The sequence below is a fragment of the Roseobacter fucihabitans genome, from assembly GCF_014337925.2.
In the GTDB taxonomy this organism is placed as follows: Bacteria; Pseudomonadota; Alphaproteobacteria; order Rhodobacterales; family Rhodobacteraceae; genus Roseobacter; species Roseobacter fucihabitans.
In genome coordinates, this window is record NZ_CP143425.1 from 12,619 (window position 1) to 36,896 (window position 24,278).

The following is a 24,278-nucleotide window of genomic DNA, read 5'->3' on the forward strand; positions in this document are numbered from 1 at the left end:
ACCTGTTTTGTGCTATGAAAATTCCTCTTCACAGGTTGACCGGCGGCGTGGTGATTGAAGTGAGCGTTGCCGTTGCCAGCAAGATGAGCAGAACAGCTACAGCCTCGACCTGAATAGAGCGGCGCAGATGGGGCACGGCTGCGGGTACGCCAGAGGCGAGTGCCGGAACGAACCGCCATTTGTTGAGCGCGGCCAAGGCCATCAGCCCAGACACGACGCCGAGCTTGGCAAGAAGTGTCCAACCGTAAGCGGTCGAAAGCAGGTTCAAGAGTGATCCGGTCATCAGCCATGCAAAAATCAGGCCAACAGCTATGAGCAATGCGACCGTAAAACTGGCGATATTTCCAAACTGATGAAGCAGCCTTGCTCCGTCCGGCTGGCCGACCGCGTGCCGTAAAGGGAACAGTGCGCCGATCCAAAACGCTACTGCCAGCAAATGCAGGGTCAACAATGACGCAAGCAGCCAGCGGGGATCACCAAGAGAATGACCCACAAACGTGTAGGACACAGCGATCAGTAGCGCACCGATCAGCCCGGCCGAGAGGCCGACAATACCTCTGATCAGCAATGCCACGACCAACAGTTCGCCCGCGCCGCGCCAGATCGCAGCCGCCCCAAGTGGGCTGTCCCAGACGAAGCCAAGCATCATCGGATCGACGGCTCCCGGCAGACCCATTCCGGATATGCGGGCTGCACGAATACCAAAGCGCAGAGCCAGCACCGCAAGCCCGATCATAGCTGCGACAACAGCGACTTTCCGAGCCAGTTGCCGCACATCAGCGGATGAGCTTGGAAAAACCAAAACAAATAGTGGCCCGCCCATTGCAAGAAGCGCAGCGCCATAGCCCGCCGCCTTCGAAATGATCGCCGCTATGGCCCATCCGTCGATTGGTGCCAGACCTTCCATGTCAGTCAGCTATTGTGAAACCGAACGTGCCCTGCATTGGATGGCCGTCCGAAGACAGGCCGCGCCAATCAACGGTATAGGCTCCGTCCGGCAGGTCGGCAGGTGGCAGCGCACGGAATTCTGTCACCGCGTCCATGCCGGTTTCTTGCTCGATGTTTACGTCACCATCCGGTCCGGTCAGCGTGATTGCGGTCACGCGCATTGGATCATCAAAGCGCATTTCAATAGCTTCAACCGTTGCGACCGTCGCTTCATTGGCAGGTGTGGTTTGTTCGGCCTTTGAGTGTGCAAAGGCCCCGATTGTAGTTGCGGCCAGCACGAGAAGCGCAAAGGTCATCTGTCTCATTGTCTGTTTTCCATTTCATTATGACTGGCACGGATTTCCTCCGGCCAAGTTGATTTGATATAGCTTAGCACAGCGATGATCTCTTCATCGCTCAGGACACCCTCGTAGATCGGCATGTTGGAGGCGTAGTCAGGATCATTGATCAACGCACCAACGCCGTATTTGGTCAGCTGAAACAGCGTGTCACCGTCATGGTGCCACGTGTGTCCAGTCTCATCGTGAGGCGGGGCCGGAAGCCGCCCGTCCTCACCAGCAGACCGCCAGTTGGGCTGACCTTCTAGATTGGCACCATGGCAGGAGGCACAGTTTACCTCATAGACGCTGGTACCGAGCGCGATGGTTGCGTGATCGTCGTAGCGCAAGACGACGCGGTCGGTTTCACCCGTAACATTGCTAAATGTATAGAGAGCGGCCCCAAATAGGGCCGCTCCGCCAACAGCTGTTAAAGCGATCCGGTTCACAGACCGGCCTGATAGAAGACCTCGCCATCGCCCGCATCGCCACCAAAGGCGATCACGTCATAGCGCGCAGTCGGATCATTCCCCATGCCGGGAGAGCCACTGGGCATACCGGGCACAGCAATTCCAGTGATGTCGGGGCGTTCGTCCAGAAGCTTTGCCAAAGCTTCAAACGGCACGTGGCCTTCAACGACGTAGCCGTGAACCGTCGCGGTATGACAGGCCCACATATTGCCAGGGATATCTGCATCCAGCTTAACGGACGTCAAATCTGCTGTGTCAGTCACTTTGATGTCATAGCCTTCTTGGCGGGCTAGTCCGACCCATGCGCCGCAACATCCACAGGTGGGGCTTTTTGTGACGTGCATGGTGCCGTGATGGGACATGGCCCCGTGGTCGTCCGCATGAGCCATGCCAGCCCAGCCAAAGGACGCCAACCCAAATGTGAGTGCGGCGGCGGGTGTGAAGGCCAAAAGTGTTTTGATCGGTTTCATAAGGTTTTCCTCTCGAAAGGGTGCGCCCAAGGATCTGGGCATCGGGCAGAGCCCGCTTTGATGTGATTTCTAGTCTGCGCCGCACCATTGAAAGGCACAGCAGGCATCACACTGTGCGGGGCGGATCGAGAGGGCCAGACGGTTCAAAACCGGTCAAAAGCACGCCGGATTTGCAAAACACATCCTCGCCCGCTACGGGCGCAGCGCCACTGAATGACAAAGTCGGAAGAAGAGCCAATAGTGCATGACAAGTCTGCGCGCGTTCCGTGCTGTCCTGACAGCACAAGGGTCGGGCATCTTCCATCGCTTCAACAGTCGCGTGATCATGGTCTGAAACTGGCATGTGTCCTGCGTCCATCGCATTGGTGAGCGAGGTGGAAAACGTCACTAGGACGACCAGAAGGATACGGACCAAGTACATGCAATATACCTATACGGGGTATACGTGATTTGGCAAGTCGCATGTCTGTGACTTGCTATCTTGGCAGTTCAATGACCGTGGGCATCTTTTCCCTGTGCCATCATAAAGTGATGCTCGCGGTGATGATCCTGGCTCGCCATCAGTCCAAAAAATCCAAGACCTTTGATCCGGGCCACAACAGCCGGAATTTCACTGGTCACCCTCAGCTCGATCCCATCATTCGTTTCTGTTGCGTCGACCGTCCAGCGATCATCGCGGGCAAGCTGTGCGGCGTGGGCAGGAACCATACGCCGAAGCGTGGCGATAGTGTCCGCATCGCCTGTGGCGATTGCACTGATCCCGTCCGGTAGGTCAGTTTCAATGACAACTGCGTCCATGACCAAGCGGTCCATATCGACCAAATGCGCCCGCAGCCCGGCCAGATCAACTTGCGCCCAATCCGTGTTCGGGTCGGCTTCCAACACGCGCACGAGTTCGGAAAGAGCCGCAAAAGCGCCTTGGCCGGGTTCGGACAAAGCAGCACCAGTCATTGCCTGTTCCTGCTGATGCGCAGAATGATCCATGCCATCACTGTGCCCTGTATGACTGGTTTGCGCGATTGCGAATGCCGCGCCGCCAATCAAAACCGTTGCAGTGAGAATTATCTTTGTTCGCATGTTCGCCTGCCTTTCAATTTACAATTACAGACTATCCGCGACGCTTTATCAGCTATATGATTTCTATCATGTTGCAGTGGCTTGATATTTTCGACGCCGCACCTGTCCGTAAGGTTGCGAAAGGTGGACCGGTGTTTCGCCAGGGAGACCGTGTGCTGTCTATGTATCTGGTGCGATCCGGGACGGTCGCGCTGGAGCGTCCAATGACGGATGGCATCGCGCTGACGCTGCATATCGCCAATGCTGATATGGCTTTGGCCGAAGCATCCTTGTTTGCAGATACTTATCACTGTGATGCAGTTGCACGTACAGACGCCGAAATTGCCAGCCTGCCGCGCGCAACGTTTCTGGCCGAAATCCGAGACTACCCAGACGCAGCCCTAAGTCTCATTGAGACACATGCCAAGGAAGTGCAGGCGCAACGGACGCGAATTGAAATCCTGCGATTGCGGCGGGTGGCTGAACGGCTGGACGCTTGGTTGGATTTATACGGCGAACCGGCCAAAGGAGAGTGGATCAATGTGGCCAACCAGATCGGTGTATCTGCTCCGGCACTTTACCGGGAACTGGCGAAAAGACGTGACTAGCATAGTCGTTTTCGTTCGACAGAAAAACTGGATTTTAGTGCTCGCGGTGGCACAAATCGTGGTCGGCCAGTGACGCTAATACATAGCAGTCTTCCGACACGCCTTCACCGTCGCAGCCCTTTGATATCCGACTGAGTTCCTTCTCAAGCGTTCTGAGACGTTTAATCTTGGCACGTACCTGTTCGAGTTGAGATGTGGCAATGTCAGTTGCAGCCTCGCACGACCGATCTGGGTGATCTTGCAGTTCAATCAATGACGAAATCGCTTCAATGGAGAACCCAAGATCGCGGGCATGTCGGATGAAACTCAGCCGCTCCAACCCTGCTTTGTCGTATCGCCGCTGATTGCCTGATGTGCGCTCAGCTTCGGGCAAAAGCCCCATTTCTTCATAGTAGCGTATGGTCGGCACCTTGACCTTCGTGCGCTTTGAAAGCTCGCCGATAGAAAACATAAAGAAACCTCTTGAACCTCTAGCTACTAGAGATTGTATATGAGTTGGAACGACAAAAGAAGAGTTCAAAATGTCCCACAATTATTTAACTGAAACGCCGCTCCTAGACTACCAGAACCCCGCCATAAAGGCGCTCATCGCACAACGCGGATGGGCAGCGCTGGCAAAAGGCGAACGTATCGGCGCAGCCTATGACTTTGTGCGCGACGACGTCTTGTTCGGCTACAATTCTGACGATGCCTTGCCCGCCTCAAAGGTGCTGGCGGATGGTTACGGGCAGTGCAACACCAAGGGCACGTTGCTCATGGCGTTGCTGCGCGCCTTGGGCATCCCTTGTCGGTTTCGCGGCTTTACTATCGACAAAGGGTTGCAACGTGGCGTGGTGCCAGAGCTGGTTTATCCGCTTGCGCCACGCAACATCATCCACTCATGGGTAGAGGTACAGTATCGCGGAGAATGGTTAGAGCTTGAGGGCTTCATTCTGGATCAGGGCGTTTTGACGGCGCTTCAAGCCGCGTTTCCAGAGCGTTCTTCGCTTTGCGCCTACGGAGCTGGGACCGATTGCCTGCAAGCGCCGAACGTCGCTTGGAGCGGTCAAAGCACTTATATCCAAAAGACGGGGATCAATCGGGATTTTGGGGTCTTTGATAGCCCAGATACGTTCTATGCAGACCATCGGCAACTTACTGGATTTCGCGGGCTAGTCTATCGACTGGTCATTCGACATTGGATGAACAGACGGGTTGCGCAGATGCGTGCGGGACGTGTCCCGACGATACCCGGTGGGGACAAAAACCTTGTGCCTGCCAAGTCCATTTCGATGGAAAAGGAGGCCGTGTGATGGCTGGTTGTTGCGGACATGACGCGAAGTTTGACGGCGTTTCAGATGATTACAAAAGACGGCTCTGGATCGTAATTGCCCTCAACGCGACAATGTTTTTTGTCGAGATGACAGCAGGCCATCTGGCCAAGTCTCAAGCTTTGCAGGCCGACGCGCTCGACTTTGCGGGCGATGCGCTGACCTACGGAATTTCTCTTGCGGTCATCGGGGCCTCGCTTCGCGCGCGAACGAATGCGGCTCTGTTCAAAGGCGTCAGCCTTCTGTTGATGGGCCTTTGGGTGTTCGGATCGACGGTTTACCACGTCTTCTATGCTGGCGTGCCCACCGCAGAGATCATGGGCTTTGTCGGCTTTCTTGCGCTGCTCACCAATCTGGCGAGCGTCTTGCTGTTGGCTCGTTACAAAGATGGGGATGCCAACGTCCGGTCGGTCTGGCTGTGTTCGCGCAATGACGCCATTGGGAACGTCGCCGTGATGCTTGCAGCACTTGGTGTGTGGGGCACGGCAACGGGTTGGCCTGACCTTATCGTGGCAACCATCATGGCCGGATTGTTCCTGTCATCTGCCTTCCAAATCGTACGCCAAGCCTTGAAAGAGCGACGCGAAATGACCCAGAATGAACATGAGGCTGTATGATGCCGTCTGTCTTAGTCTTCACCGGCCTTATGATTGCAGCAGCTACGTTTGCAACGATGCTCTGGTCCATCGCATATCCTAACCGCCGGTTTTGGCCGCCAAAGCGCTATACCATGGCCACCCCTATTCTGGTTTGGGTTCCGACATTCACCCTCTTTGGGATCCTGATTGCCCTCGGCGTTATGGAATGGGGAAGCCTGCCAATCCCAATTTTCTTGCGGTTTGGCGTAGGCGTTTTCCTGATTGTCGCGGGAAACGTGGTTGTTTGGTCAGAAGCTGCAAAGTTTGGTGTTGCCCAGACTGGCGGTGCAAAAGGATCGCTTCGAACAAGAGGTATGTACCGCTATTCCCGCAATCCACAATACGTGGCGGATATCGCAATGATTATCGGCTGGATGATGCTTTGTGCATCGTCAGGGGCTGCACTTGTCGGCTTAGCTGGAATTATCGTTCTCATAGCTGCGCCCTTCGCCGAAGAGCCGTGGCTTAAAGAGCAATATGGATCAGCGTTTAAGGACTACAAGGCGAAGGTCAGACGGTTCATTTAGTCAAATGGCTAAGTGCAAAAGCAGACCTTCGCCATGGTGCGGCATTTTGGTAGGTCAGGGCTCTTCTTCCTCTTTCGCTGCGATCAGCGTGAAGGTCAGCTTTGCCGATTTTCATGAAATTGGGTCGGAGCGTGACGTAAAGGTCAAAGCCATCTGACGTTCAACAGATCCGGTATTTCCTGGTCCCTTGGGGTTCGGTCAGGCCAAACGTCACAGCGGGACGTCGGCGGCAGGGATGCCGCGACGCGCAAGTGAAATTGACGGGGCCGTGCGCTCGCCTTCGGCTGATCACGACGAGGCCGTAGGCGACTGGCGCGATCTACCGGTTGGCAGCTTTGCCAGTTCCGGCATCAATGTGCCGACCGGCTATTGCATCTATTGGAAGCCAATGGCCTAACAAACTGATAAGCCCTTGAGACAAGGCCTTATCGCATAAAACATCCTTTCGAGGAGGCGTGCAGCACCGGGGGCCGAAAGCCCCTTCCCCGCTATCAAAGAGGCATCCGCTATGCTTGTGAACTTCTACACGCCGCGAGGCGACGACCACGAGTTGATCCATGCAACCCGTCTCGACATTCTGGGGGCATTGCCACGGGTGGGAGATGAAATTCACATAGACGATTTTCAGGGCGTCGTCGGCGTTGTTCGATGGCGGATCAACGACGGCAAGCAGCTTGTCGCCGTTATGGTTGATGAGTTCGCCCTAGACACTGCCAAACCTTCTTAGCCCCGATAAAACGCCTCGTTATGATCGAGCCATTGGCGCATTTTTTCTAGGTGCGATCTGACTTGGTGCATAGTCTCGCGCACCGTCCAAAATGTGCCGAAGGCGCACACGGCTAACACCATATAGAATGCCCGATTTGTGAGCCATGAAATGTCCCACATCACATAGGCCAACATGGCAATGACCACGAAACAGCCAATCAGCAACGACGAAAGAACCGCGCGGGTTCTGTGTCGATAGGCTTCTGTCAGCAGTTGATCGTGGCCGCTGGCGAGGATTGGTTCAACAACACGCCCCTGCCAGTCCTCATGCGCGTTTCTTTGAGCGACCACTCGCTGGCGAAGTTCAAGCAAAGATCGAAGGGGGTTCCTCATAGGTCCAGTGTACCATAGCCGTGTCGAATTCACACCGTCCGTCTTTGTTTCGACGCGATCACGGCGAGCTTCGCCGATGATCACGCTTTTGCACCAACGCTTGAGATGGTCCTGACAATTCAAACTAAGCGCCCAAGTTTGGTCCCAATCCCGGCAAGCGCATTCGCGCTTAATGCCGGATTGTCATCCAAACATTTGGAGCTGCCCCATGACATCTGCGATCATCTTTGGTTCTATCCTCGCCGCCGCCTTCATTGTTGAGATGCGTCAGCATCCCTCCCCTGGGTTTTGGCGCTAAGGCCAGACCTCCATGTCGTCGAGGTAGGCTTGTCCGGCTTCAAGGATCGTCACACCGATGATGGGCTAGTCGAGGGCCGCTTGCAGGTTGATCCATCCGAGCCGTTCGGCCTGTTGCGCCCCAGCTAGGATTTGATCGTCGCTTAGGTCAGCCATGAATTCATGGGCTTTCATCTTGCCAAAAATATCCTCGGGGGAGCGCCCGAAGGGCGCGGGGGCAGACAGCCCCTCCCTACCTATACGGACCACGATACGGTTCCCCAATAAGCTGGATATGCGGGCATCCCAAGATGAAGCTGGTCGCGGCGTGCAGCGAACGGAAATAGATGCAATGTGCTTTGCTCGCTGACCATAGTGTATGGGGTTTGCTGGCATAGTTCCCGGTCCCGACATGGCGTTGCAGCCATTGTCGGGTCAGCTCGTTTGTCGCGGGGTCTGCGCGCACGCTGAGACGGACAGGGAATTCCCGATCCATGATGTCGTAGCGGTGTGGTGATTTACTCCCCATTGCGGAGAACATAAGCAGAACACATAGCGTTGATCCAGAGGGCAATGCGATCTGCGATCACGCCCAACCTGGTCCCTTGGGGTTCGGACAAGCCGAACGCCACTGCGGGACGTTGGCGGCAGGGATGCCGCCGGATTTAAGCGAAATAGACAGACCCGTGTTGTCGGCTGCGCCTCCTGCCCGCGCCAGTCCGTCGATTTCGCTCAATTCCTCCCAATCCTTCCTTTCATCGCATTCGAGGTTTCAGGAGCAGGCGCATTCGCGCTGTCCCTTAACCCCGATCCATTGGGCAACAGACCCAAGCGACACCGCAAAGGAGAACCGTCATGTCGAAATATGATGTCTATACGGAAGTCACAAACCAGATCATTGAGGCACTGGAACAAGGTGTGAAGCCGTGGGAATGCCCGTGGCAGAAGAACGCCGCTGCCCTGCCATTGCGGGTCACCGGAGACAGCTATCGCGGGATCAACCATGTTCTGTTGAACCTAAAAGCATGGGCGCAAGGCTATCGCAATCCAGTCTGGATGACGTTCAAGCAGGCAAAGGACTTGGGTGGAATGGTGCGCAAGGGCGAGAAGTCATCGCTTGTGGTCAAATATGGCACGTTCGAAGCGAAGGACGAAGCACCGGAAGGCGGGATGGAGGCCAAGACGCGGGGGTATCTGAAAGCCTATCGCGTGTTCAATGTGCAGCAAATCGACGGGCTGGACGATCAATTCCCGACACCTGACGAGGCCGAGCCGCTGGCAACGCGGCCTATTGAGCAGCTTTCGCACATTGCCGCCAACATGGTCGAGAGTATGGGCATGGGCTATGCGGAAGGTGGGGACCGGGCATGCTATGTCCCGTCTTTGGATAAGGTTCACATGCCCGAACTGCCGAAGTTCAAGGCGGCAGAGTTGTTCTATTCAACGCTTTTTCATGAGTTGTCCCATGCCACAGGTCACAAGCGCCGGTGCGACCGTACGAAGGATAAGGCCGGGTCCAAGTTTGGGAATGCGGTCTATGCGATGGAAGAACTTGTTGCCGAAATATCATCGGCAATGGTGGGTGCGCAGCTTGGTTTTCAACCGGGCCACATCGAGGACAGCGCGGCTTACGTTCAGTCGTGGTTGAAAGTAATGCGCGACGACAAGCGTGCTATTGTCAAAGCAGCGGCGGCGGCGCAGCGATCTGCGGATTATCTCATGGAGAAAGCTGGAGAGATTGCAGAGGTCGCTTAGGCCCCTGCCCTACCGTTGCAGCGGAGGCTTGTTTTTCAGATGCAGGTGAAGGCTGGCGCGTCGCCCAGGTTCATTGCCCGGGTTGTGTCCCCTACGGTTAACTCAACACGTTGCGTGTTGCGCAGGCCCTCAAGGATCGGATGCCAGACGTTTTCAGCCAGGTCACGCTTTGCCAACCTTCCATGGACAAGTGGTGCGGTGATCGTCTGACCGTCGGGAAAGGCGAGCGTGGCCATTGTGGTCAAATCGGAGTCTCCCCCCAACACGATCAGAACCATGCTTTCGGTCCCGCCATAGACACGGTTGGGATCGCAGACGAGGCGGATGGTGGCCCCATTGTCTGTGGTGGAATATAGATCAAGACCGCGCGTAAAATCATGTTCCCATGCCACGGCGGGTGTCGCGGCAAGGGCAGCGATGAGCATAAAAACAAGGCGGTTTTTGAAACGCATTGGCTGACGTCCTTTCGGAGCCAATTTAGCATTTTTTCAGCGAAATTGGAAGGTCACGCGTCTCGTTCAGCGGCGAGAACCCACTTACTTTGCCAGATATCAAAGGTGGCAAATAAAGTGCCCTGCGGGTCGAGGATCTTCAACGTGCTAGAGGTCTCTTTATTCAGCATGTAAGACGCCCCAAACACCCGGAGGGTTTCGGGTGATGGCGAGTAGACAACGCCGACATCGACGGCGTCATCCTCGCTGCGCATGGAGAACATATCAGTCATAATCGTAAATCACGTCCTCTCGCACGATATCATCTTTCCATTTCGGTGTTCGCGCCCCGGTGTTCCATTCATAAAGATATCCTATGATATCCCGCGTTTTGGCATCGAGAATGCGGGCTACGGCTTTTCCTTCAATCTTCCGTTTTCGCATCATGATCAAATCCTTTCGCGATGCGGTTGGGTTTTGCGCCCCCTTCCGCCAGTGGCGAAGCCTCGGCTGAACTGACTAGCCGAATGGCCTCATGCCATTCGACTGGACAGAGCAGAGAGGGCGCAGCCCGTCCTGCGTCCGGAGACGGATCGAAGACAGGGGGCCAGAGGGCAAAAAATTGGGGGACCGCGCAAAGCGTGGGGGAGCCGATTTTCTGTCCGGAGGCTGGCGCGCTTGCGCGACATCACAACCCCTGTTGAGAGCCGGGACCGGATGGCAGGCGGATCAAGAAAAGGAAAAGTGCCGACGCGCCTAGAGCGAAGCGGAAGGCGTGTTGTCTTTATTCAATGCAATACCGCGTTTCACGCGGTGTTTCTGTAGTTATTCTCGGGATAGCTCTTGCAGAACTTCTTCCAAGCATTTCCAGAATAACGGTTCAAACTGCCCTCGTAACATCGCCGTGTCAGAAGATAGCCCATATGGATCATTCTCGGCGCGCAGATGATCAATCAAGTCCGTGTTGATCCGTTTTGTTGTCTGGTAGCCGTCGCGGATTGGTAGGCGGTCAGCATCCGGCTTCTCGATGAACTCACGTTTTGGGTCGAAGAGCTGGACGGCTTTGCGCCCTGCTAAGCGGATTGGAACTTTGCGGTCGATCCCTTTTGCGGCAAGGTCGTCTATTGCAGCGCCGTGCGCGCGTGTGATTGCTGCCGTTAGATGAACCTCCCGCGTAGCGCCGGATTGCGCCGGTGTTGCGGGTTCGTGAGACTTTACCTTGGGCTTTCGTGTGGCATTGGGCTTTGGTGCGGGCGCTTCGGTCTTGCTATGGCGTTTTAGGCCTTGGTCGCTCTCGATCTTCTTTGGGGCGGCCTGGGCTTTGGCTGCGATAGCTGTAGGTGTGGTCTCGGACGGTTGATCAGACTTTCTCGGTAGGTTTGAGTGATACTTCGGGTCACTACCCTTGATGGCCGTTCGTTGCTTGCGGGGCATTATGTGGCCTCCGTTACTTCTTTGAGGATGGCGGCAGCTTCGTCTAAGGCTTCGTCAAAATACTTGGCATGTATGCGGCCAAGCGGATTAATCCCACTGCGTTTGGTTTGAGCGATTGTGTGTAACAATCCTTCTTTCGATGCTTCGCGGTGCTGTTTGCGTGACATGAAGAAATGCGAAACAACTGGAAATTCATCAAACGCCCGGTCTTCGAATTCGAGTTCGGTTTTGCTCTGCTTGGCGGGTACATCAGAAAGGACGACGTGAAAGGATGGGAGCGCTTCGGGGTCTTCGGCGCGGTCGGCAAGGCCTTTGTACCATTCGAATGTGTCGTTGGTGCTTTTCCAATCATCCATGCTTAGTTTCATTGGAAGGATGATAACGTCACTAGCAGCAGCCAGATCATCGGCCCAGGCCCCTGCCGCGCCCATCGTATCCACAAAAATGTAGTCAACATCACCAGCTTCGTAGGCTTGGTCAGTTCTTGTGCCAAGCTCGTCTGAAAATTCTAAATGCTCGACGACCAAAAGAGGATCATTGATCCCCAGCGTTGTGGCCCAATTCATCATTCCTTGTTGTGGGTCGGTGTCAAAGATGATGCAGCGCTTTCCGTCGCGCATGGCGGCACTTGCGAGTGCGCGGATCAGTGTCGTTTTTCCGGCACCGCCCTTCCGGCTCATTACCGCGACGACCTTCATGTCTTCATTTGCCATCTGCTTTGCCTCAGTGTTGGTTGTTTAGTGTAGGTTGTCAGCGGAACGCGGTACAGTGTCAAGTGTGCAGTAACTACTGTGTAGTGTATAAGTGCAGAGGTGCAGTGACAGAGGTCAGCGGCATAGTGTTGGTTGCCAGTGAAGCAGTGTCTGAGGTAAGCGGAACGCGGGCCAGTGTCGGAGGCGCAGTGTAAAAGGCACAGTGTCGAAGGCACAGTGTTGAAGGTATAGTGCATTAGGTAAGATGTAACATGTTCAAGGTATCAGGCATAGTAGCGGAGGTGCAGTGCATAGTGTGCAGTGTATGTTGTTCAGGCATCTTACTAACCATTTGGGCGGTTTGGCAGTGGCAGCTCGGTGTCGCGGACTGCGGTTGAAGTCGAAATGCGCTCCTGGAGCGGCACAGAGCGACCATACAGCCCGAACTCGCGTTTTTATAGAGTAGAGTGGCCGAAGACGAGTTGAGGCCCTGTGTGGACCATTTTTGGACTTTCGGCCGTCATCTTCGGTTTTTGGGCTGGTCTCGCCGTGGCCTCGACGGCCTTGCTTCTATGAAGCTCGGCGAGAAACGGAATAACAGATAACATTACAATAATAAGGCATTGTATTCACGACCGCATTATTGTAACAACATCAGTTATGATGATGGCAGGAAATAGGGGTTCTTTGTTCTTATGCCCAAAGGTCGCATCCTCACTGAATCTGAACGCCTCGTGATTGCCGGCGAAGCGGCAAAAGGCGTTGGGAAGCAGCACCTTGCGCAGCGTTTTGGTGTGACAAGGCGAACAATCGACTACACGATCAAACGGGAAAAAGATCGACGCCGTGACACGGGCATTCGAACCGCTGCGGCAAGCGTCACAGTGACCCCAGACGAAATGAACGCGTTCGATGCGGTACTTGCGAAGCATGGTTTCGGTAGTCGAGCGGATGGATTGCGAGCGTTGATGCAGGCGTCCAGTGGCATTTTCGTGCCGGATGAACATCTTTCCAGCGACCTTATGAGCTTCCGTGCGGCGCTCAATCGTGTCGGAAACAACATCACCCAGATTGCGCGTCGGATGAATGAAGCGAAGAAACGGGGGATGCCCGCGCCCTGGTCTGACAGGCAGTATGAGGAAGTCCGCTCGCTTGCGGGTATGATTTTGGAGATGGGCGACCAGATTGATTTACTGGTCAGACGTCGGAATTCTGTCATGGCCGTGACGGTCGATGATGTGTTGAGGGAGTTTGCTTTTGGCACGGAATAGCGCAGTCGAGGCTGTCACAGGCGAGGTTTTCCGCGAAGGTTGGGACCGTGTTCGCGGTTCTATGCAGGGATTGAACAGTAAGAAGGCTGGTCAGCTTTACCGGGCGGCGCGGGGACATCGAGCGGCGGTGTTTAAAGCGATTAAGAACGGCGGGACGCACATCAAGGGCCAGCTGAGCAATCAGCTTTCCTACATCACGCGCGACAACAAGCTCTCACATTTCGTGGATAGCCGCGGGACATTCGACGGCAAGACGAAGTTCGAAGACAAGGACATCAAGAAGCTCACGGATCGGTTTGCGGAGCGATGGGACAGTGGTTTCCGGCCCAAGATGGGAAACACAACGCACATGCTCATGTCGTTCCCTAAAGGCACGAAGTCTGAGGACGTTCGCGACACTGCGTCGGATGTGTGTGAGCGGTTCTTTGAGACGGACGAGGGCCACTTTGACTATGTGATTGCCGTTCACAAAGATCGAGACCACCCGCACGCCCACATTGTGTTGAACAGGCGGTCGCAGGAGGGTGAGTTTTTCTACCTGGGCCGGGATCATCGCTTTAACTATGACGATTTCCGCCTCGCGATGGTCCAAGAGGCTGAAAAATATGGCGTAAAGCTGGAGGCTACGCGCCGAATAGATCGCGGTGAGGTACACTATCCACCGAGAACGAGAGAGATCTATGCGGTCAAGGAAGACGCTGAGAAGGGCGTCATTCGTGAGCCAGCGCCGCGCGAGCGTGTCGGCAGAGATTTGGCCCGCACGTTGGCCGAGATTGCCAGCACGAGGATTGTTTATCATTCGCTTGCCGTAGAGGCGTCTCAGGACAGTCGAGAAGAAATTGCGCAAGCCCTCCAAAAGGCCGCCGCGCTTTTGGGTAAGGGATCACAAGTCGAACAAGATGGAGATGTATACATGGGAGCCGTTGAAGACTTTGACGATCTGAGAAGCCGGTATGCCGACACTGTAGGAGAAGTGCAGGCGCGGATTGCGGGTCTTCCTGAAGGAAAGAGGGCGCAGAAGGAGCGCGAGTTGAACCAGCTTCAGGCGGGTGTTCGGCGTATGCAGCCCCTTGGGCTTCGATCTGCGACGCTTGAGCAAAAGCCGTCCGAGGGCGGCATCTATTCAGAGATGAACATCAATAGCGAGCTTGCTGGTCGCTTGCATGACGGGACGACGCGGGCGCAGATCGACAATGCCCTGCGCGGCACTGGGATTAACGCTGAGACAGTCGTGAACCGGATCGAGACCGGCGCACCGAATGCAGCCCTTGAACGTCAGTGGGTGGCCGATGATCTTGCGAAGGTGGCAGAGGCGCAGGGTTTGAACCTTGAGCGCAAGGTCGATCTTGAAGCGGCGCGCGAGCGGTTGAACCAAGTGCATGTTGAGTTAGGCGTGACGCTAGAGCGTGCAGAGGTGCTGCGTGATGACGGTGTGATTGAGGAAGCGCGGGAAATTCGTTTCCACTTCGATCAAGAGCAGTTTGACGACGCGGCGCGTGCGATCCGGCAGGAGTTGCGAGGGCAGGGGGTCAACGAGGCACAGCTTGAGGCTCGTGCCGTCGAGATTGAAAACCGTACGTTCGACCGGATCGAGGCAGAGCAACAATCCTATCTCGAAACGCGGCCTGAAATTCTGTCTGATCCTGGCGCGGTCTATCGCACCGACGAAGAGGGCAGGGGCCGCATCACGGATCAGCAGCTAGCAGATCGGCTTGATCGGGAGATTGAGGTCATCCTTGACCGTGCGCCAGCCAATCAGAGTATTTCCGAGGCCGTCGCGTCTGATTTCAAGGACCGCTACGCCGACATGCCGGATCACGTCGCCCGAGGCTTGGGTGATACCTATGAGACCAGCTTCCGTTTGAATAACGAGCAGGAGTTGCGAGAGGCAGAGATTGAAGCTGCTGAAACCGCGACAGCCCGTGAGCAGGCGCTATACGCGCGCAGGCTGGACAACGGGATCGCGCGGGCCGAGGCCGATGGTATTTCAACGGCAGAACGGCGCGAGCTGGTGTCTGAGATTGAGACGAATGTGCGGGAAGGTGCAAACGACGGTGACCGGGCCTATGCCGATGACCGGTTTGAGCAACTGGTGATCGAGCGTGACCGGCTTGAAGTCAATGGGGCAAGCGTCCAACAGCGCGTGGCGCTTGCGACAGAGTTTTCCGCGCTATCTGCTGCGCGCCAGAGCGGCCAGCTTACTGCCGATGAGGCGCAGCGGGCGGATGTGTTGTTGCATGATACAGCGGATCGCTATGGCATCCAGATGCGTGACGGGTTGGTTCGTGAGGACACCCGTGAATTCCAAGACTGGCAAACGAATGACCCAGAGGGTGAGCGTGCAATGGCTGATCGCTTTGAGGCGGAGCGGTTGGAGCGGTTCGATGCAGACATGACCCGCGTTCAGGGTAGCGTCACGGCGGAGCGTGGCTTGCGTGCGATGGAGATTGATCAAACCAGCTTGGATCGGATGAGTTCGCGGGTGCGTGACGAAATCATGGCTAAAAACTCAGACACAGAGAGTTTCGATCAACGCTATGACCGCGCGGAAGCTATGGCCGCGAGTGGTGCTATCGAACAGACTGCGCGCGCTCGCATACTGCAAGAGCGTGAAGAATACTTCAGTCAAAGACCGGAGTTGGCAGCGGAGCGGGTTCTGCCATATTCGGATCTTCCCTTCGGCGCGAAGATCGAGGACCGCGAGCGCGTTGAGCAAATCAGTCGCGAAGTGGATCGGGTTTCGGCCGTCCGCGATACCCGTGGCGACGTTTCAACAGCCGTCGCCGATGACTTCCGCGCCCGCTACCCCGACATGCCGGACCATTTGGCCCGTGGCCTTGGCCGGACGTATGAAATCGCGAGTGAAGCAAGGGACAGGGAGTCCGTCCGTGAGTATGCGGAAAATCGCATCGAGAATGAAGAAATCCGACGCGTGGTCGAGCATGAGAGGTCCGACGATGTGTCGCCGTCGCTGGCAACAGACGAACAGCGTCTCAGCTATCGTGAGCAGATCGAGCAAGAGCTTGATGACGAGCAGATCGAGCGCCTGCGTGACGGCGACAGTGACGCCTTGGAGAACGTGTCCGACGAGAGGCTAGACCGGCTCTACGCGGCGAAAGCCTATCTTCAATCAGACGCTGCAACGGCGAATTCGGAAGCCTATCGAGAGGTCGTACAGGAGATTGCGGAAGAGCAATACGAATTGCAGAAAGACCGGTTGGTCGACTCTGAGCGCGAAGGAGGGCCAGTCCATGGGTAAGGGTCGCATCGCATTTGGCGTGTTTCTATTGACGCTGGTGGCTATCGCCATTGGCTATGTTGTGTCTTCTGCTGTCCTGACATTCAAGGATTTGGGCTTTCAGGCGGACATCGACTTTTTCCATCTGGCTGAAAACTACTTCTCTCTACGTGACTATCGCCCGGACGACTTCCGCCTTGTGAACCTCATTATGGCCGGTTTCGGGATTGGTGGCTTGTTAATGAGCATTGCGGTGTCGGGGTCGGCGCTGACGAAATTCGGGCTGACCCATTGGCAGAAGATGGGTGAAATGTCGAAGAACGGGTTTTTTGGCAAGCCAGGCACAGGCTTCATCCTTGGGAAGCTCACCAAGCCGAAGCGCAGAGGCAAGTATTTGGTCGCAAAGAAGTTCCCCCACGCCCTGATCGTCGCACCGACGGGGCGTGGTAAAACGACAGGCTTTGTCATTCCCAATCTTTTGACGTGGGAGGGTTCAGCCGTGGTGCTGGATGTGAAAGGCGAGTGCTTCGAGGCGACGGCACGGCATCGGCACGGGAATGGCGACAGGATCTTCCGTTTTGCACCTACTGACTTCGAAGACCGGCGAACGCATCGCTACAACCCGCTTTTGCGCATTTCTGAGCTAAAGGACCCGTCGCAGCAACAGATGGAGTTGCAGCTTCTTGCGTCGCTGTTCTTGCAGAACGAGAACGACCGTGTTCAGGGGCTTTTGAAAGGCGGTATCGACCTGTTCGTTGCTGCCGGTCTGTTAGCCTTCCAGCGTAAGAACCCCACGCTTGGCGAAATCTACCGCATCGCCGCATCGGGCGGGAACAAGCAGAAGGAATATATGGCGCGCGGTGTTGAGGTTGAGAACGAGGCCGCAAAGCTGATTTTCACTCGGCTTGCATCGACCAACAACGACACGCTAACATCCTATGTCTCTCTCTTGATGACATCGGGCCTGGACCAATGGCAGAACCCAGCCATCGACGTCGCGACACAGGTGTCCGACTTTGATTTCCGCAAGATCAGGAAGGAGCCGTTTAGCGTCTATTTGGTCGTGCAGCCCCTGATGCTAAAACCTCTGGCACCACTGATACGATTGTTTTTCTCGGACCTTCTGGCGTCGATGCAGGACAAGGAGCCGGGGCCGGATGAACCATGGCCCGTCATGATCATGCTCGATGAGTTCAACCGCCTTGGCAAAATGCCCATCGTGGTTGAGAGCATCGAGACGTTGCGGTCCTATAAGGGGCACCTGGCCATCGTCACTCAGACGATCCCGGCGCTGGACGAAATCTATGGCGAGAACACCCGCCGCGCCCTACAGGGCAACGCCGGTGTGAAGCTCTACCTCACGCCATCGGATGAAAAGACAGTCGAAGAATTGAGTAAGGCCGTGGGTAAGACGACGAAGAGTGTGGTCACGCGGTCCCGCGCGATTGGCAAGAACCCGTTCGAGGGTCGCAGCCAGTCGGTGAGGACGGAGGAAGTCTCATTGCTTCCGGAGGACGAAGCCAGGCGTTTGCCGCTTGAAGAAATCGTTATGGTGATCGACGCGCAAATGCCGGTCCGGGCAAGGCGCATTGAGTATTTCAACGATCCGTATTTCAAGCGCATTCACGGAGAGCAGACCGGGGATCTTCCTTTCCCAGAGAAGGAGGTCGCCACATCGCTGCCTGCGCCGGACGAGGCCGAGCACGAAGACAAGCCAGAGGTCGCGGCCGCGGTTGAAACGCCGGCACCCGCGCCTGAGCCGCGGGTACCGGCGCCTGCATCGCCACAGGCTGCGACGCCGGCTGCACTGCCCGAGCAAGGGAAGCTGCCAATTGAGCCTGTTGATCGGCCTGCGCCAAAGCGCGAGTCCATTCAAAGAGCAGCATTGGAGGACACAAGTCGGCCTACAATTCGCACGTCGAAGCGGAAACGGGCAAAAACCATTGTCGCCGTCGATGCGGATCAGCAGCGCCAGATCGAGATGGACCTTGCCACGCAAGTGGAGTTGAGCCTTGAAACTCCAACGGATGCCGATGTCGCCGAGCTTGGCGGCATGATGGATGGCTTGGAGCAGTTGAGGGACAGTATGCCCGCAGTCGAAGATACAGACGGAGCGATCAATCCTGTTCCGCCCTTTGCTGCAGAGCAGGAGCGGCAGTTTGCTCAGGACCTCGCCAACGGACATGCGCGTGTCCAGCGAGGCGAGGACGGTGAATGGGAGCGTGTTACATCTGAGGGCACCGAGAAGTTGGGTTATCGCGATGAAGGCAGCGCCGTTAAAGCATGAAAGGTGACCTAGGATGAACTACGCGAGTTGCGCGAGTTCAATGAGGAACGCGGTGTTGATTCCAATGGTCAGGGTGGCATGAGAGAGTAGGGGCTTCGGCGCTCAATGCAACGTACGCGGAGGGTGATCGAGCAGGATCACGCTGAAACCTTCGGGCGATGAAGGAGGTTCCACGAGCAGGAAAATCTCAGGCGATCCTTCCTTCTGATAAAGACAACGGAACTTTCCGAGGTGTTCTCCCTCGTGCGTAATCTGATCGTAGTGGCACGAAAAACTCTGACCTTCGTTCTCCCATGTAGCCAATCCGGACGTTGTGATCAGCGAGAGCGGCATGCCGTGGAGCAAGATAAGGTATTGGTCGACTACAATCTGTCCTAGGTCCATAGCAGGCCTTTCTTGGAAGGAATGACGGCCCGCTTTGCGGATCGTCGAGTGTATTAGGCAGGCAGGATTATCGACCGATGCGCCGGTTGCGGTCCATCTGGGCCTGATAGTCGGGAGCGGTGCCCGCATTCGGATTAGAAGGGCCAGTGGTATTCGCCGGTTGTTGTTGCGCCGGCTGGCCGTAGCTGTTGCGAACAGGCATTGGATCAATTCCCACCATCGAGCGAGCGCGGAGCGCGGCATATTCAGCACCGCTTGCATTGCCCATTAGGTAGCGGTTTCGTGCTTGGGCGGAGCCGAAAGCAGCGCGGCCAAACGCATAGGTACCTCCAAGTCCACCAGAGATGGCGGGCATCATTATGTTGCCTGAAACGGCGCGAACAATGAACGGCGTCGCAAGGATGAATCCTTTCGCCATCAGTACCATCATGAAGAACGGCACGAGTGCGCCGATGTTGGGTGCAGCGGTGGGATCACCAAGCTCGCCGAGCAAGGAGGCGGAGACGCCCGTGATAGTCGAGAATACACCCGCAATAATGATGGGATACATTGCGAAAGAGACCACAGCGGTTAGCCATCGAGCAAAGTAATCCTTCGTCACATCAAACAGCGTCAAGAAGATCATGATTGGGGCGAGACCGAGAAGAAGTGCGATCATCAGACGGGATGCGACCATAAGGAAAGCAGCGAGCGCCCCGAGAAGCGAGAGCAGGAAGACTCCCAGGTTGGAAAGAATGGCACCGGCCATCCAGTTCAGTTCTTCACCGGCTGCGTTCAAGTAATCGCCAAAGCGAGCGATCATCCTGTCAAATTCTTCGGCATAGGTACCCGAGGGCCCTGGCGCGCCGCCACCGACAGCCGTGATAAGCGATCCTGCGATGCTGTCGATGCCGCTTAGTATAGCGGTAGAGAGGGCGTTGAATTGGGTCCAGTTTTGGGCGAATATTCCGATTAAGACAATCTTTACACCTAACCAAAACGCTGCGCGACCGTCCATAGATCGGTATTGGAATACCATGTTGATGCAGACGAGGATGAGAACCAGAGTGACCGCCACTGTGGTGACTGTGCCTACGGTCGCGGCAATGGCACCAAATTGGGTTTCGGCTGCGTCATCCAGAAAGCCTTGGGCCTCATCTACAATGAAAGAAACGACGCTCATACTTTGCTCCTATGCTACCAGAGGCCCTCAGCTTCACAGATTTCTCGTGCTGTTGAACGCAACTCATTGAAACGGTCCAAGTGTTCTTCTTCCGCTTCTCTCAGCGCATTCCGATCTCCACCGAGAAAATTGTCGTTGAAGTGTTGGACAGCAGCGTCCCAAGGCGGAAAGCGTGTCTCGCAAGAACACTCCTGGGCTTCGACCACCCTTTCTAGACCCTGAGCGCGATAGATCGTCTGGATCACGAGACGCTTGTATTTCTCTCGGGACGGCAGCTCTGACATCCACTCGGGTTCGACCGGTCGATCTTGGCAAAAGTCGAACTCGCTTTCGATAGTGGGAACTAGACCCTGAGCAGATGTGATGGCGGGCGATGTGGCGATGGCAGCAGCGAGAATGTACGCTCGTTTTTTCATGCTCGGTTCTCCGCGTTTTCTTGCATTTCTTGTTCAGAGAACTCGTACTGCAAAAGCACCGTATAAACGGGCTGATAGCCCTGAAAGTGCGTCATGGAGATGATCTTCCAGCCATTGAGAGTGTACTTTGCAATCTCATCTTCCATATCTTGATAGCTGAATTTTTTGCTTGGTGTGAAAGTGAGGATTTTGGGTGCATAGCTTTTCATTTGTCAGCCTCCTTTCCTAGTTCTGTTCCAGGCAAATAGAATTCCGTAATCCCACGCTTGCCGTCTTCACGGCCCGCCTGGATGATCACGTCGATAGAGCTTTCGATGTAATCTATCATATCGCGGTAAGGTATCGGGACTTCTGTCTTTAGTGCAGCGATGGCTAGGCGTTGGACCGCCAATTGGGGCGTTTCGGCGTGAAGCGTCGTCATCGAACCGCCATGGCCGGTGTTGATGGCCTCAAGGAACGTCATCGCCTCTTTTCCGCGCACCTCACCCAGGATAATGCGATCTGGACGCATCCGCAGAGTGGCGGTCAACAAGATATCAGCAGTTTGGTGGCTCGCATCCCGGTTTGAGATGAGGGTGACAGCATTTGGCTGTGTCGGCAGTAGTTCTGACGCTTCCTCAATCGTGAGGATCCTTTCTTCGTCGCTGACATAGGAAAGGATCTTACGGGCCGCCACGGTCTTACCGGTAGACGTGCCGCCGGAGACGATCATGTTGAGCTTGTTTTCGACGCAGTGAAGGATGGCAGCGTCAATGTCGCCGCTTGCAACAACCCGTCGAAGCTGGCGGTTCTTTTCTTGCCGTAGCTCTTCCAGCTTGCGCTCTTTCCCATAAAGGAAGCCCAATTCGATTGAATCAAGTGCCAGGCTTGAGAAAAAGCGTAGACTGATCGACATGCCACGGTTCACAGCAGGCGGCGTGATGACCTGCGCCCTGATCGGCCGATCCCGATAGGTGATCGAGACCGACACGATAGGCCGGTCCTTAGAGAGGGGAGTGGAGGCGTCGGATGCGATCTGGTTTCCGAGGTCTTTGATCTGATCCTCAGTCAGAGTTTGCTCAAGACGACGCATGAAATGGTCACCTTGAAACTCGCCCCAGCAAGAGCCATCGTAAGCGTCCGGTCTGACCGCCCTATGAGGCAGTTTTCCATGGCAGCAGGTCATCGACGCGGTTGATTTTGTAGTCTGGGATGCGTGCCAAGGTGTCGGCCAGCCAAGCCTGCGGATCGATGCGGTTCAGTTTGGCCGTTTCGATCAAGGTGTAGGCGATGGCGGCAGCGCGGCCGCCGGTTTGTGATCCAACGAACAGGTAGTTTTTGCGCCCGATTGCAACAGACCGCATGGCCCGTTCGGCGGTGTTGTTGTCCAACTCCAGGATGCCGTGGTCGAGATATGGCCGGAGCCGCGCCATGCGCGTCAGAGCGTAGCGGATCGCACCCGCAAGCGGCGATTTGCCAGAGATACTTGGGAGTTGGGTGTGTAGCCAGACTTCCAGATCATCGAAGATCGGTTTTGCATGCGCCTGTCGGAGACCGGCGCGTCGATCTGGTGGTGACCCGCGTGCCTCTTTCTCGACCGCGTAGAGCTGCGCGATGCGCTGGATGGCCTCATTGGCGATGGCAGAGCCTTGGGCGCGATGAACATCTACGAACTTGCGTCTGACATGCGCCATACAGGCGACCTCGTGGATGTCGCCGGAACGATAGAGATCTTCGAACCCGGCATAGCCGTCCGCGTGCATCCAGCCCCGATATTTTGCGAGATGATCCTTGGGGTGCTGCCCTTTGCGATCCGGCGAGAACTGATACCAACTGGCGGGAGGGGCATCGCCGCCCCAGGGCCGTTCATCTCGACCGTAAGCCCACAAACGCGCTGTCGCTGTTTTGCCAGTGCCGGGGGCCAACATCTTTACCGGCGTGTCGTCTGCAAAGATAGCCTGTCCAGCCAACACATGCCGCCCGATGGCATCAGCCAGTGGTTCCAACAGAGCTGTGGATTTGCCAACCCAGTCGGCCAGCGTTGAACGGTCAATGTCGATCCCGTCGCGCTCGAAGATGCCGCTTTGGCGATACAGCGGCAGGTGGTCAGCGTATTTGTTGACCAGAACATGGGCCAGCAGGCCCGGGCCGGGACGGCCCCGTTCGATTGGGCGCGAAGGTAACGCTGCTTGTGTGAAGGCCTCACAGCCAGAACATGCAAAGCGTGGACGCACAATGCGGTTCACGATGAAGCGTCCAGGAACATACTCAAGCTCTTCGGTCACATCCTCGCCCAGACGGCGCAAGCCACCACCGCACTGAGCGCAATCATCATCACCGGTGGTCAGCTCAACTTCCATGCGCGGGATGTGATCGGGGATCGGGCGGCGTTTTGGTTTGTCTCTTGGCTCCTCATCGGGAAGGCGTAGCTTCACGGTCATCTTGGCAACCGCGATCTCGCTTGTTTCCAAGGCCAGTTGTAGTTGTTCAATGCTTTCTGATGACGACCCAAAGCGGCATTGGCGTTGACCGGCCAATTGATGCCGCAACTTCTCGATCAAAACAGCCTGCGACCTCACCTCGGCCAGCAAAATCGCCGTGAACTGCCTGAGTTCATCAGGGTCTTTCGGCAGTGATTTATCGACGTCCAGCATGGCCAGACTATAGCAAAACAACGATCCGGCGGGAATCCCACACGCGCATTTATCCTGCCTTGAGCGGTGTCCAGCTGCGTTGTGGTAAACGCCAATCGATCCCTTCGAGCAGCATCGCCAACTGGGCCGCGGTCAGAGCGATCTTGCCCTCTTTCGCCGACGGCCAAACAAACCGACCTTTCTCCAGGCGCTTGCTGAACAGACATGCACCTTGCCCGTCCCACCAGATAATCTTGATCAGATCACCTCGCCGTCCACGAAAGACAAACAGATGCCCGGTAAACGGATCTTGCTTCAATGTCTGTTCAGCCTGCGCAGCCAACGTCGTGAACCCACGACGCATGTCGGTCACACCGGCAGCCAGCCAGACGCGCGTGTTCGCCGGGACAGGGATCATGCAGAAAGACCTCGGATGAGCCGAGCCAATGCTTCGGGATCGTAGCTACCGACAATCCTCAGCTGATGACCGCCCGCGATGTCGATCTCAATCGCGCTATGGCCGGATGTGGCATTTGCCGCAAGCGCGGGAACCGGTTCTTCAGCACCTGGCCGGTCAACAATCTCCACAGGCAGAAAACATGGCGCTTCACCAACCTCGTCTTCGATGATCTCCGGATCAGGTGCAAACTTGGGATCACGTAGCCATTTGTGGATCAGGTTGGTGTTCATCGCGTACCGCCGCGCGACCTGCGCTACCGATACCCCCGGCGCACATGTTTGCGCACAGATCGACACCTTCTCCTCATCAGACCAAAACCGCTTCTTTTGACCCTTCTTACCCGCCATATCTGCCCTCAAGATGTCCACTATCGTTAGTGGACACTATCAACCCACTCTATGAGGCGTCAGAGCAG

The 24,278-nt window shown here is 55.9% G+C and carries 30 protein-coding genes and 1 pseudogene; 10 read left to right on the plus strand and 21 right to left on the minus strand.

Annotated features, from left to right (window positions below; translation table 11 throughout):
* Nucleotides 1–28 precede the first annotated feature (28 nt).
* From ROLI_RS22705 to ROLI_RS22725, 5 genes are all read right to left on the minus strand, one after another.
* Nucleotides 29–907 carry a CopD family protein gene (locus ROLI_RS22705; protein WP_187430159.1) on the minus strand — a complete coding sequence of 293 codons (879 nt, stop codon included), beginning with the start codon at nt 905–907 and terminating at the stop codon, nt 29–31.
* A 1-nt stretch (nt 908) separates the two neighbouring features.
* Nucleotides 909–1,253 (minus strand): copper resistance CopC family protein, encoded by a 345-nt coding sequence (locus tag ROLI_RS22710; RefSeq protein ID WP_187430158.1) that lies wholly within the window; start codon nt 1,251–1,253, stop codon nt 909–911.
* Nucleotides 1,250–1,714 carry a cytochrome c gene (locus ROLI_RS22715; RefSeq protein WP_187430157.1) on the minus strand — a complete coding sequence of 155 codons (465 nt, stop codon included), beginning with the start codon at nt 1,712–1,714 and terminating at the stop codon, nt 1,250–1,252. The genes ROLI_RS22710 and ROLI_RS22715 overlap by 4 nt, the downstream gene beginning before the upstream one ends.
* Nucleotides 1,711–2,205 carry a DUF411 domain-containing protein gene (locus tag ROLI_RS22720; protein WP_187430156.1) on the minus strand — a complete coding sequence of 165 codons (495 nt, stop codon included), beginning with the start codon at nt 2,203–2,205 and terminating at the stop codon, nt 1,711–1,713. The genes ROLI_RS22715 and ROLI_RS22720 overlap by 4 nt, the downstream gene beginning before the upstream one ends.
* Before the next feature lie 489 nt (nt 2,206–2,694).
* Nucleotides 2,695–3,282, minus strand: coding sequence for a hypothetical protein (locus ROLI_RS22725; protein WP_222869516.1), 588 nt, complete (start codon nt 3,280–3,282; stop codon nt 2,695–2,697).
* Between the two features lie 68 nt (nt 3,283–3,350).
* Here ROLI_RS22725 and ROLI_RS22730 point away from each other — a divergent pair, with 68 nt between their 5' ends.
* The gene (locus ROLI_RS22730) at nt 3,351–3,869 is read left to right on the plus strand and encodes a Crp/Fnr family transcriptional regulator (RefSeq protein WP_187430153.1); all 519 of its coding nucleotides are present in this window, start codon (nt 3,351–3,353) and stop codon (nt 3,867–3,869) included.
* A gap of 34 nt (nt 3,870–3,903) precedes the next feature.
* On the opposite strand, the gene ROLI_RS22735 is transcribed toward ROLI_RS22730, so the two are convergent.
* Nucleotides 3,904–4,320: a helix-turn-helix domain-containing protein gene (locus ROLI_RS22735; RefSeq protein WP_187430152.1), complete on the minus strand. Its 417-nt coding sequence runs from the start codon at nt 4,318–4,320 to the stop codon at nt 3,904–3,906.
* A gap of 70 nt (nt 4,321–4,390) precedes the next feature.
* Between ROLI_RS22735 and ROLI_RS22740 the strand changes: the two genes are divergently transcribed.
* The 5 genes from ROLI_RS22740 (at nt 4,391) to ROLI_RS22760 (ending at nt 7,071) form a co-directional block, all read left to right on the plus strand.
* Nucleotides 4,391–5,161 carry a transglutaminase family protein gene (locus ROLI_RS22740; RefSeq protein ID WP_187430151.1) on the plus strand — a complete coding sequence of 257 codons (771 nt, stop codon included), beginning with the start codon at nt 4,391–4,393 and terminating at the stop codon, nt 5,159–5,161.
* Nucleotides 5,161–5,796, plus strand: a complete 636-nt coding sequence (locus ROLI_RS22745) for a cation transporter (RefSeq protein ID WP_187430150.1) — start codon at nt 5,161–5,163, stop codon at nt 5,794–5,796. The genes ROLI_RS22740 and ROLI_RS22745 overlap by 1 nt, the downstream gene beginning before the upstream one ends.
* 113 nt (nt 5,797–5,909) lie before the next feature.
* Nucleotides 5,910–6,344 (plus strand): PEMT/PEM2 methyltransferase family protein, encoded by a 435-nt coding sequence (locus tag ROLI_RS22750; RefSeq protein WP_338469279.1) that lies wholly within the window; start codon nt 5,910–5,912, stop codon nt 6,342–6,344.
* A gap of 235 nt (nt 6,345–6,579) precedes the next feature.
* A complete protein-coding gene (locus ROLI_RS22755; RefSeq protein ID WP_187430148.1) occupies nt 6,580–6,741 on the plus strand; it encodes a hypothetical protein in 162 nt (53 codons plus the stop codon).
* A gap of 111 nt (nt 6,742–6,852) precedes the next feature.
* Nucleotides 6,853–7,071 (plus strand): hypothetical protein, encoded by a 219-nt coding sequence (locus tag ROLI_RS22760; protein WP_187430147.1) that lies wholly within the window; start codon nt 6,853–6,855, stop codon nt 7,069–7,071.
* Here the strand turns inward: ROLI_RS22760 and ROLI_RS22765 are convergent.
* The 3 genes from ROLI_RS22765 to ROLI_RS22775 form a co-directional block, all read right to left on the minus strand.
* Nucleotides 7,068–7,424 (minus strand): hypothetical protein, encoded by a 357-nt coding sequence (locus ROLI_RS22765; protein ID WP_187430146.1) that lies wholly within the window; start codon nt 7,422–7,424, stop codon nt 7,068–7,070. The two genes, ROLI_RS22760 and ROLI_RS22765, sit on opposite strands and share 4 nt — an antisense overlap.
* Before the next feature lie 384 nt (nt 7,425–7,808).
* On the minus strand, nt 7,809–7,991 hold the full coding sequence (locus ROLI_RS22770; protein ID WP_187430145.1) for a hypothetical protein: 183 nt from the start codon (nt 7,989–7,991) through the stop codon (nt 7,809–7,811).
* A gap of 316 nt (nt 7,992–8,307) precedes the next feature.
* Nucleotides 8,308–8,457 (minus strand): hypothetical protein, encoded by a 150-nt coding sequence (locus tag ROLI_RS22775; RefSeq protein ID WP_187430144.1) that lies wholly within the window; start codon nt 8,455–8,457, stop codon nt 8,308–8,310.
* 119 nt (nt 8,458–8,576) lie between these two features.
* Here ROLI_RS22775 and ROLI_RS22780 point away from each other — a divergent pair, with 119 nt between their 5' ends.
* Nucleotides 8,577–9,476, plus strand: coding sequence for an ArdC family protein (locus tag ROLI_RS22780; RefSeq protein ID WP_187430143.1), 900 nt, complete (start codon nt 8,577–8,579; stop codon nt 9,474–9,476).
* Between the two features lie 35 nt (nt 9,477–9,511).
* Here the strand turns inward: ROLI_RS22780 and ROLI_RS22785 are convergent, their stop codons facing one another.
* From ROLI_RS22785 to ROLI_RS22805, 5 genes are all read right to left on the minus strand, one after another.
* Nucleotides 9,512–9,928, minus strand: coding sequence for a hypothetical protein (locus tag ROLI_RS22785; RefSeq protein ID WP_187430142.1), 417 nt, complete (start codon nt 9,926–9,928; stop codon nt 9,512–9,514).
* A 53-nt stretch (nt 9,929–9,981) separates the two neighbouring features.
* A complete protein-coding gene (locus tag ROLI_RS22790) occupies nt 9,982–10,200 on the minus strand; it encodes a hypothetical protein (RefSeq protein ID WP_187430141.1) in 219 nt (72 codons plus the stop codon).
* Nucleotides 10,193–10,354, minus strand: coding sequence for a hypothetical protein (locus tag ROLI_RS22795; RefSeq protein ID WP_187430140.1), 162 nt, complete (start codon nt 10,352–10,354; stop codon nt 10,193–10,195). Before ROLI_RS22795 ends, ROLI_RS22790 begins: the two co-directional genes overlap by 8 nt.
* Before the next feature lie 378 nt (nt 10,355–10,732).
* A complete protein-coding gene (locus tag ROLI_RS22800; protein WP_187430139.1) occupies nt 10,733–11,341 on the minus strand; it encodes a hypothetical protein in 609 nt (202 codons plus the stop codon).
* Nucleotides 11,341–12,054, minus strand: coding sequence for a ParA family protein (locus tag ROLI_RS22805; RefSeq protein WP_187430138.1), 714 nt, complete (start codon nt 12,052–12,054; stop codon nt 11,341–11,343). The genes ROLI_RS22800 and ROLI_RS22805 overlap by 1 nt, the downstream gene beginning before the upstream one ends.
* 674 nt (nt 12,055–12,728) lie before the next feature.
* Here ROLI_RS22805 and ROLI_RS22810 point away from each other — a divergent pair.
* From ROLI_RS22810 to ROLI_RS22820, 3 genes are read left to right on the plus strand one after another with little or no spacing between them, the layout of a single operon-like run.
* Nucleotides 12,729–13,304, plus strand: coding sequence for a transposase (locus tag ROLI_RS22810; protein WP_187430137.1), 576 nt, complete (start codon nt 12,729–12,731; stop codon nt 13,302–13,304).
* Nucleotides 13,291–16,563, plus strand: a complete 3,273-nt coding sequence (locus ROLI_RS22815; protein WP_187430136.1) for a relaxase/mobilization nuclease domain-containing protein — start codon at nt 13,291–13,293, stop codon at nt 16,561–16,563. Before ROLI_RS22810 ends, ROLI_RS22815 begins: the two co-directional genes overlap by 14 nt.
* The gene (locus tag ROLI_RS22820) at nt 16,556–18,829 is read left to right on the plus strand and encodes a type IV secretory system conjugative DNA transfer family protein (protein WP_187430135.1); all 2,274 of its coding nucleotides are present in this window, start codon (nt 16,556–16,558) and stop codon (nt 18,827–18,829) included. The genes ROLI_RS22815 and ROLI_RS22820 overlap by 8 nt, the downstream gene beginning before the upstream one ends.
* A 451-nt stretch (nt 18,830–19,280) precedes the next feature.
* Here ROLI_RS22820 and ROLI_RS22825 read toward each other — a convergent pair whose 3' ends face one another.
* The 7 genes and pseudogenes from ROLI_RS22825 to tnpA form a co-directional block, all read right to left on the minus strand.
* On the minus strand, nt 19,281–20,375 hold the full coding sequence (locus ROLI_RS22825) for a type IV secretion system protein (RefSeq protein WP_187430134.1): 1,095 nt from the start codon (nt 20,373–20,375) through the stop codon (nt 19,281–19,283).
* Between the two features lie 14 nt (nt 20,376–20,389).
* The gene (locus ROLI_RS22830) at nt 20,390–20,791 is read right to left on the minus strand and encodes a hypothetical protein (RefSeq protein ID WP_187430133.1); all 402 of its coding nucleotides are present in this window, start codon (nt 20,789–20,791) and stop codon (nt 20,390–20,392) included.
* Nucleotides 20,788–21,000, minus strand: a complete 213-nt coding sequence (locus ROLI_RS22835) for a hypothetical protein (protein WP_187430132.1) — start codon at nt 20,998–21,000, stop codon at nt 20,788–20,790. The genes ROLI_RS22830 and ROLI_RS22835 overlap by 4 nt, the downstream gene beginning before the upstream one ends.
* A pseudogene (locus tag ROLI_RS22840) lies at nt 20,997–21,902 on the minus strand (ATPase, T2SS/T4P/T4SS family); the annotation flags it as partial. The pseudogene ROLI_RS22840 and the gene ROLI_RS22835, both read right to left, overlap by 4 nt.
* A 22-nt stretch (nt 21,903–21,924) precedes the next feature.
* Entirely contained in the window at nt 21,925–23,424 is a 1,500-nt protein-coding gene (tnpC, locus tag ROLI_RS22845) for an IS66 family transposase (RefSeq protein ID WP_187431419.1), read from the minus strand.
* Nucleotides 23,425–23,473: 49 nt separating this feature from the next.
* The gene (gene tnpB, locus ROLI_RS22850) at nt 23,474–23,821 is read right to left on the minus strand and encodes an IS66 family insertion sequence element accessory protein TnpB (protein ID WP_085828814.1); all 348 of its coding nucleotides are present in this window, start codon (nt 23,819–23,821) and stop codon (nt 23,474–23,476) included.
* Nucleotides 23,818–24,210, minus strand: a complete 393-nt coding sequence (gene tnpA / locus ROLI_RS22855; protein WP_187431418.1) for an IS66-like element accessory protein TnpA — start codon at nt 24,208–24,210, stop codon at nt 23,818–23,820. Before tnpA ends, tnpB begins: the two co-directional genes overlap by 4 nt.
* Nucleotides 24,211–24,278: the final 68 nt, after the last annotated feature.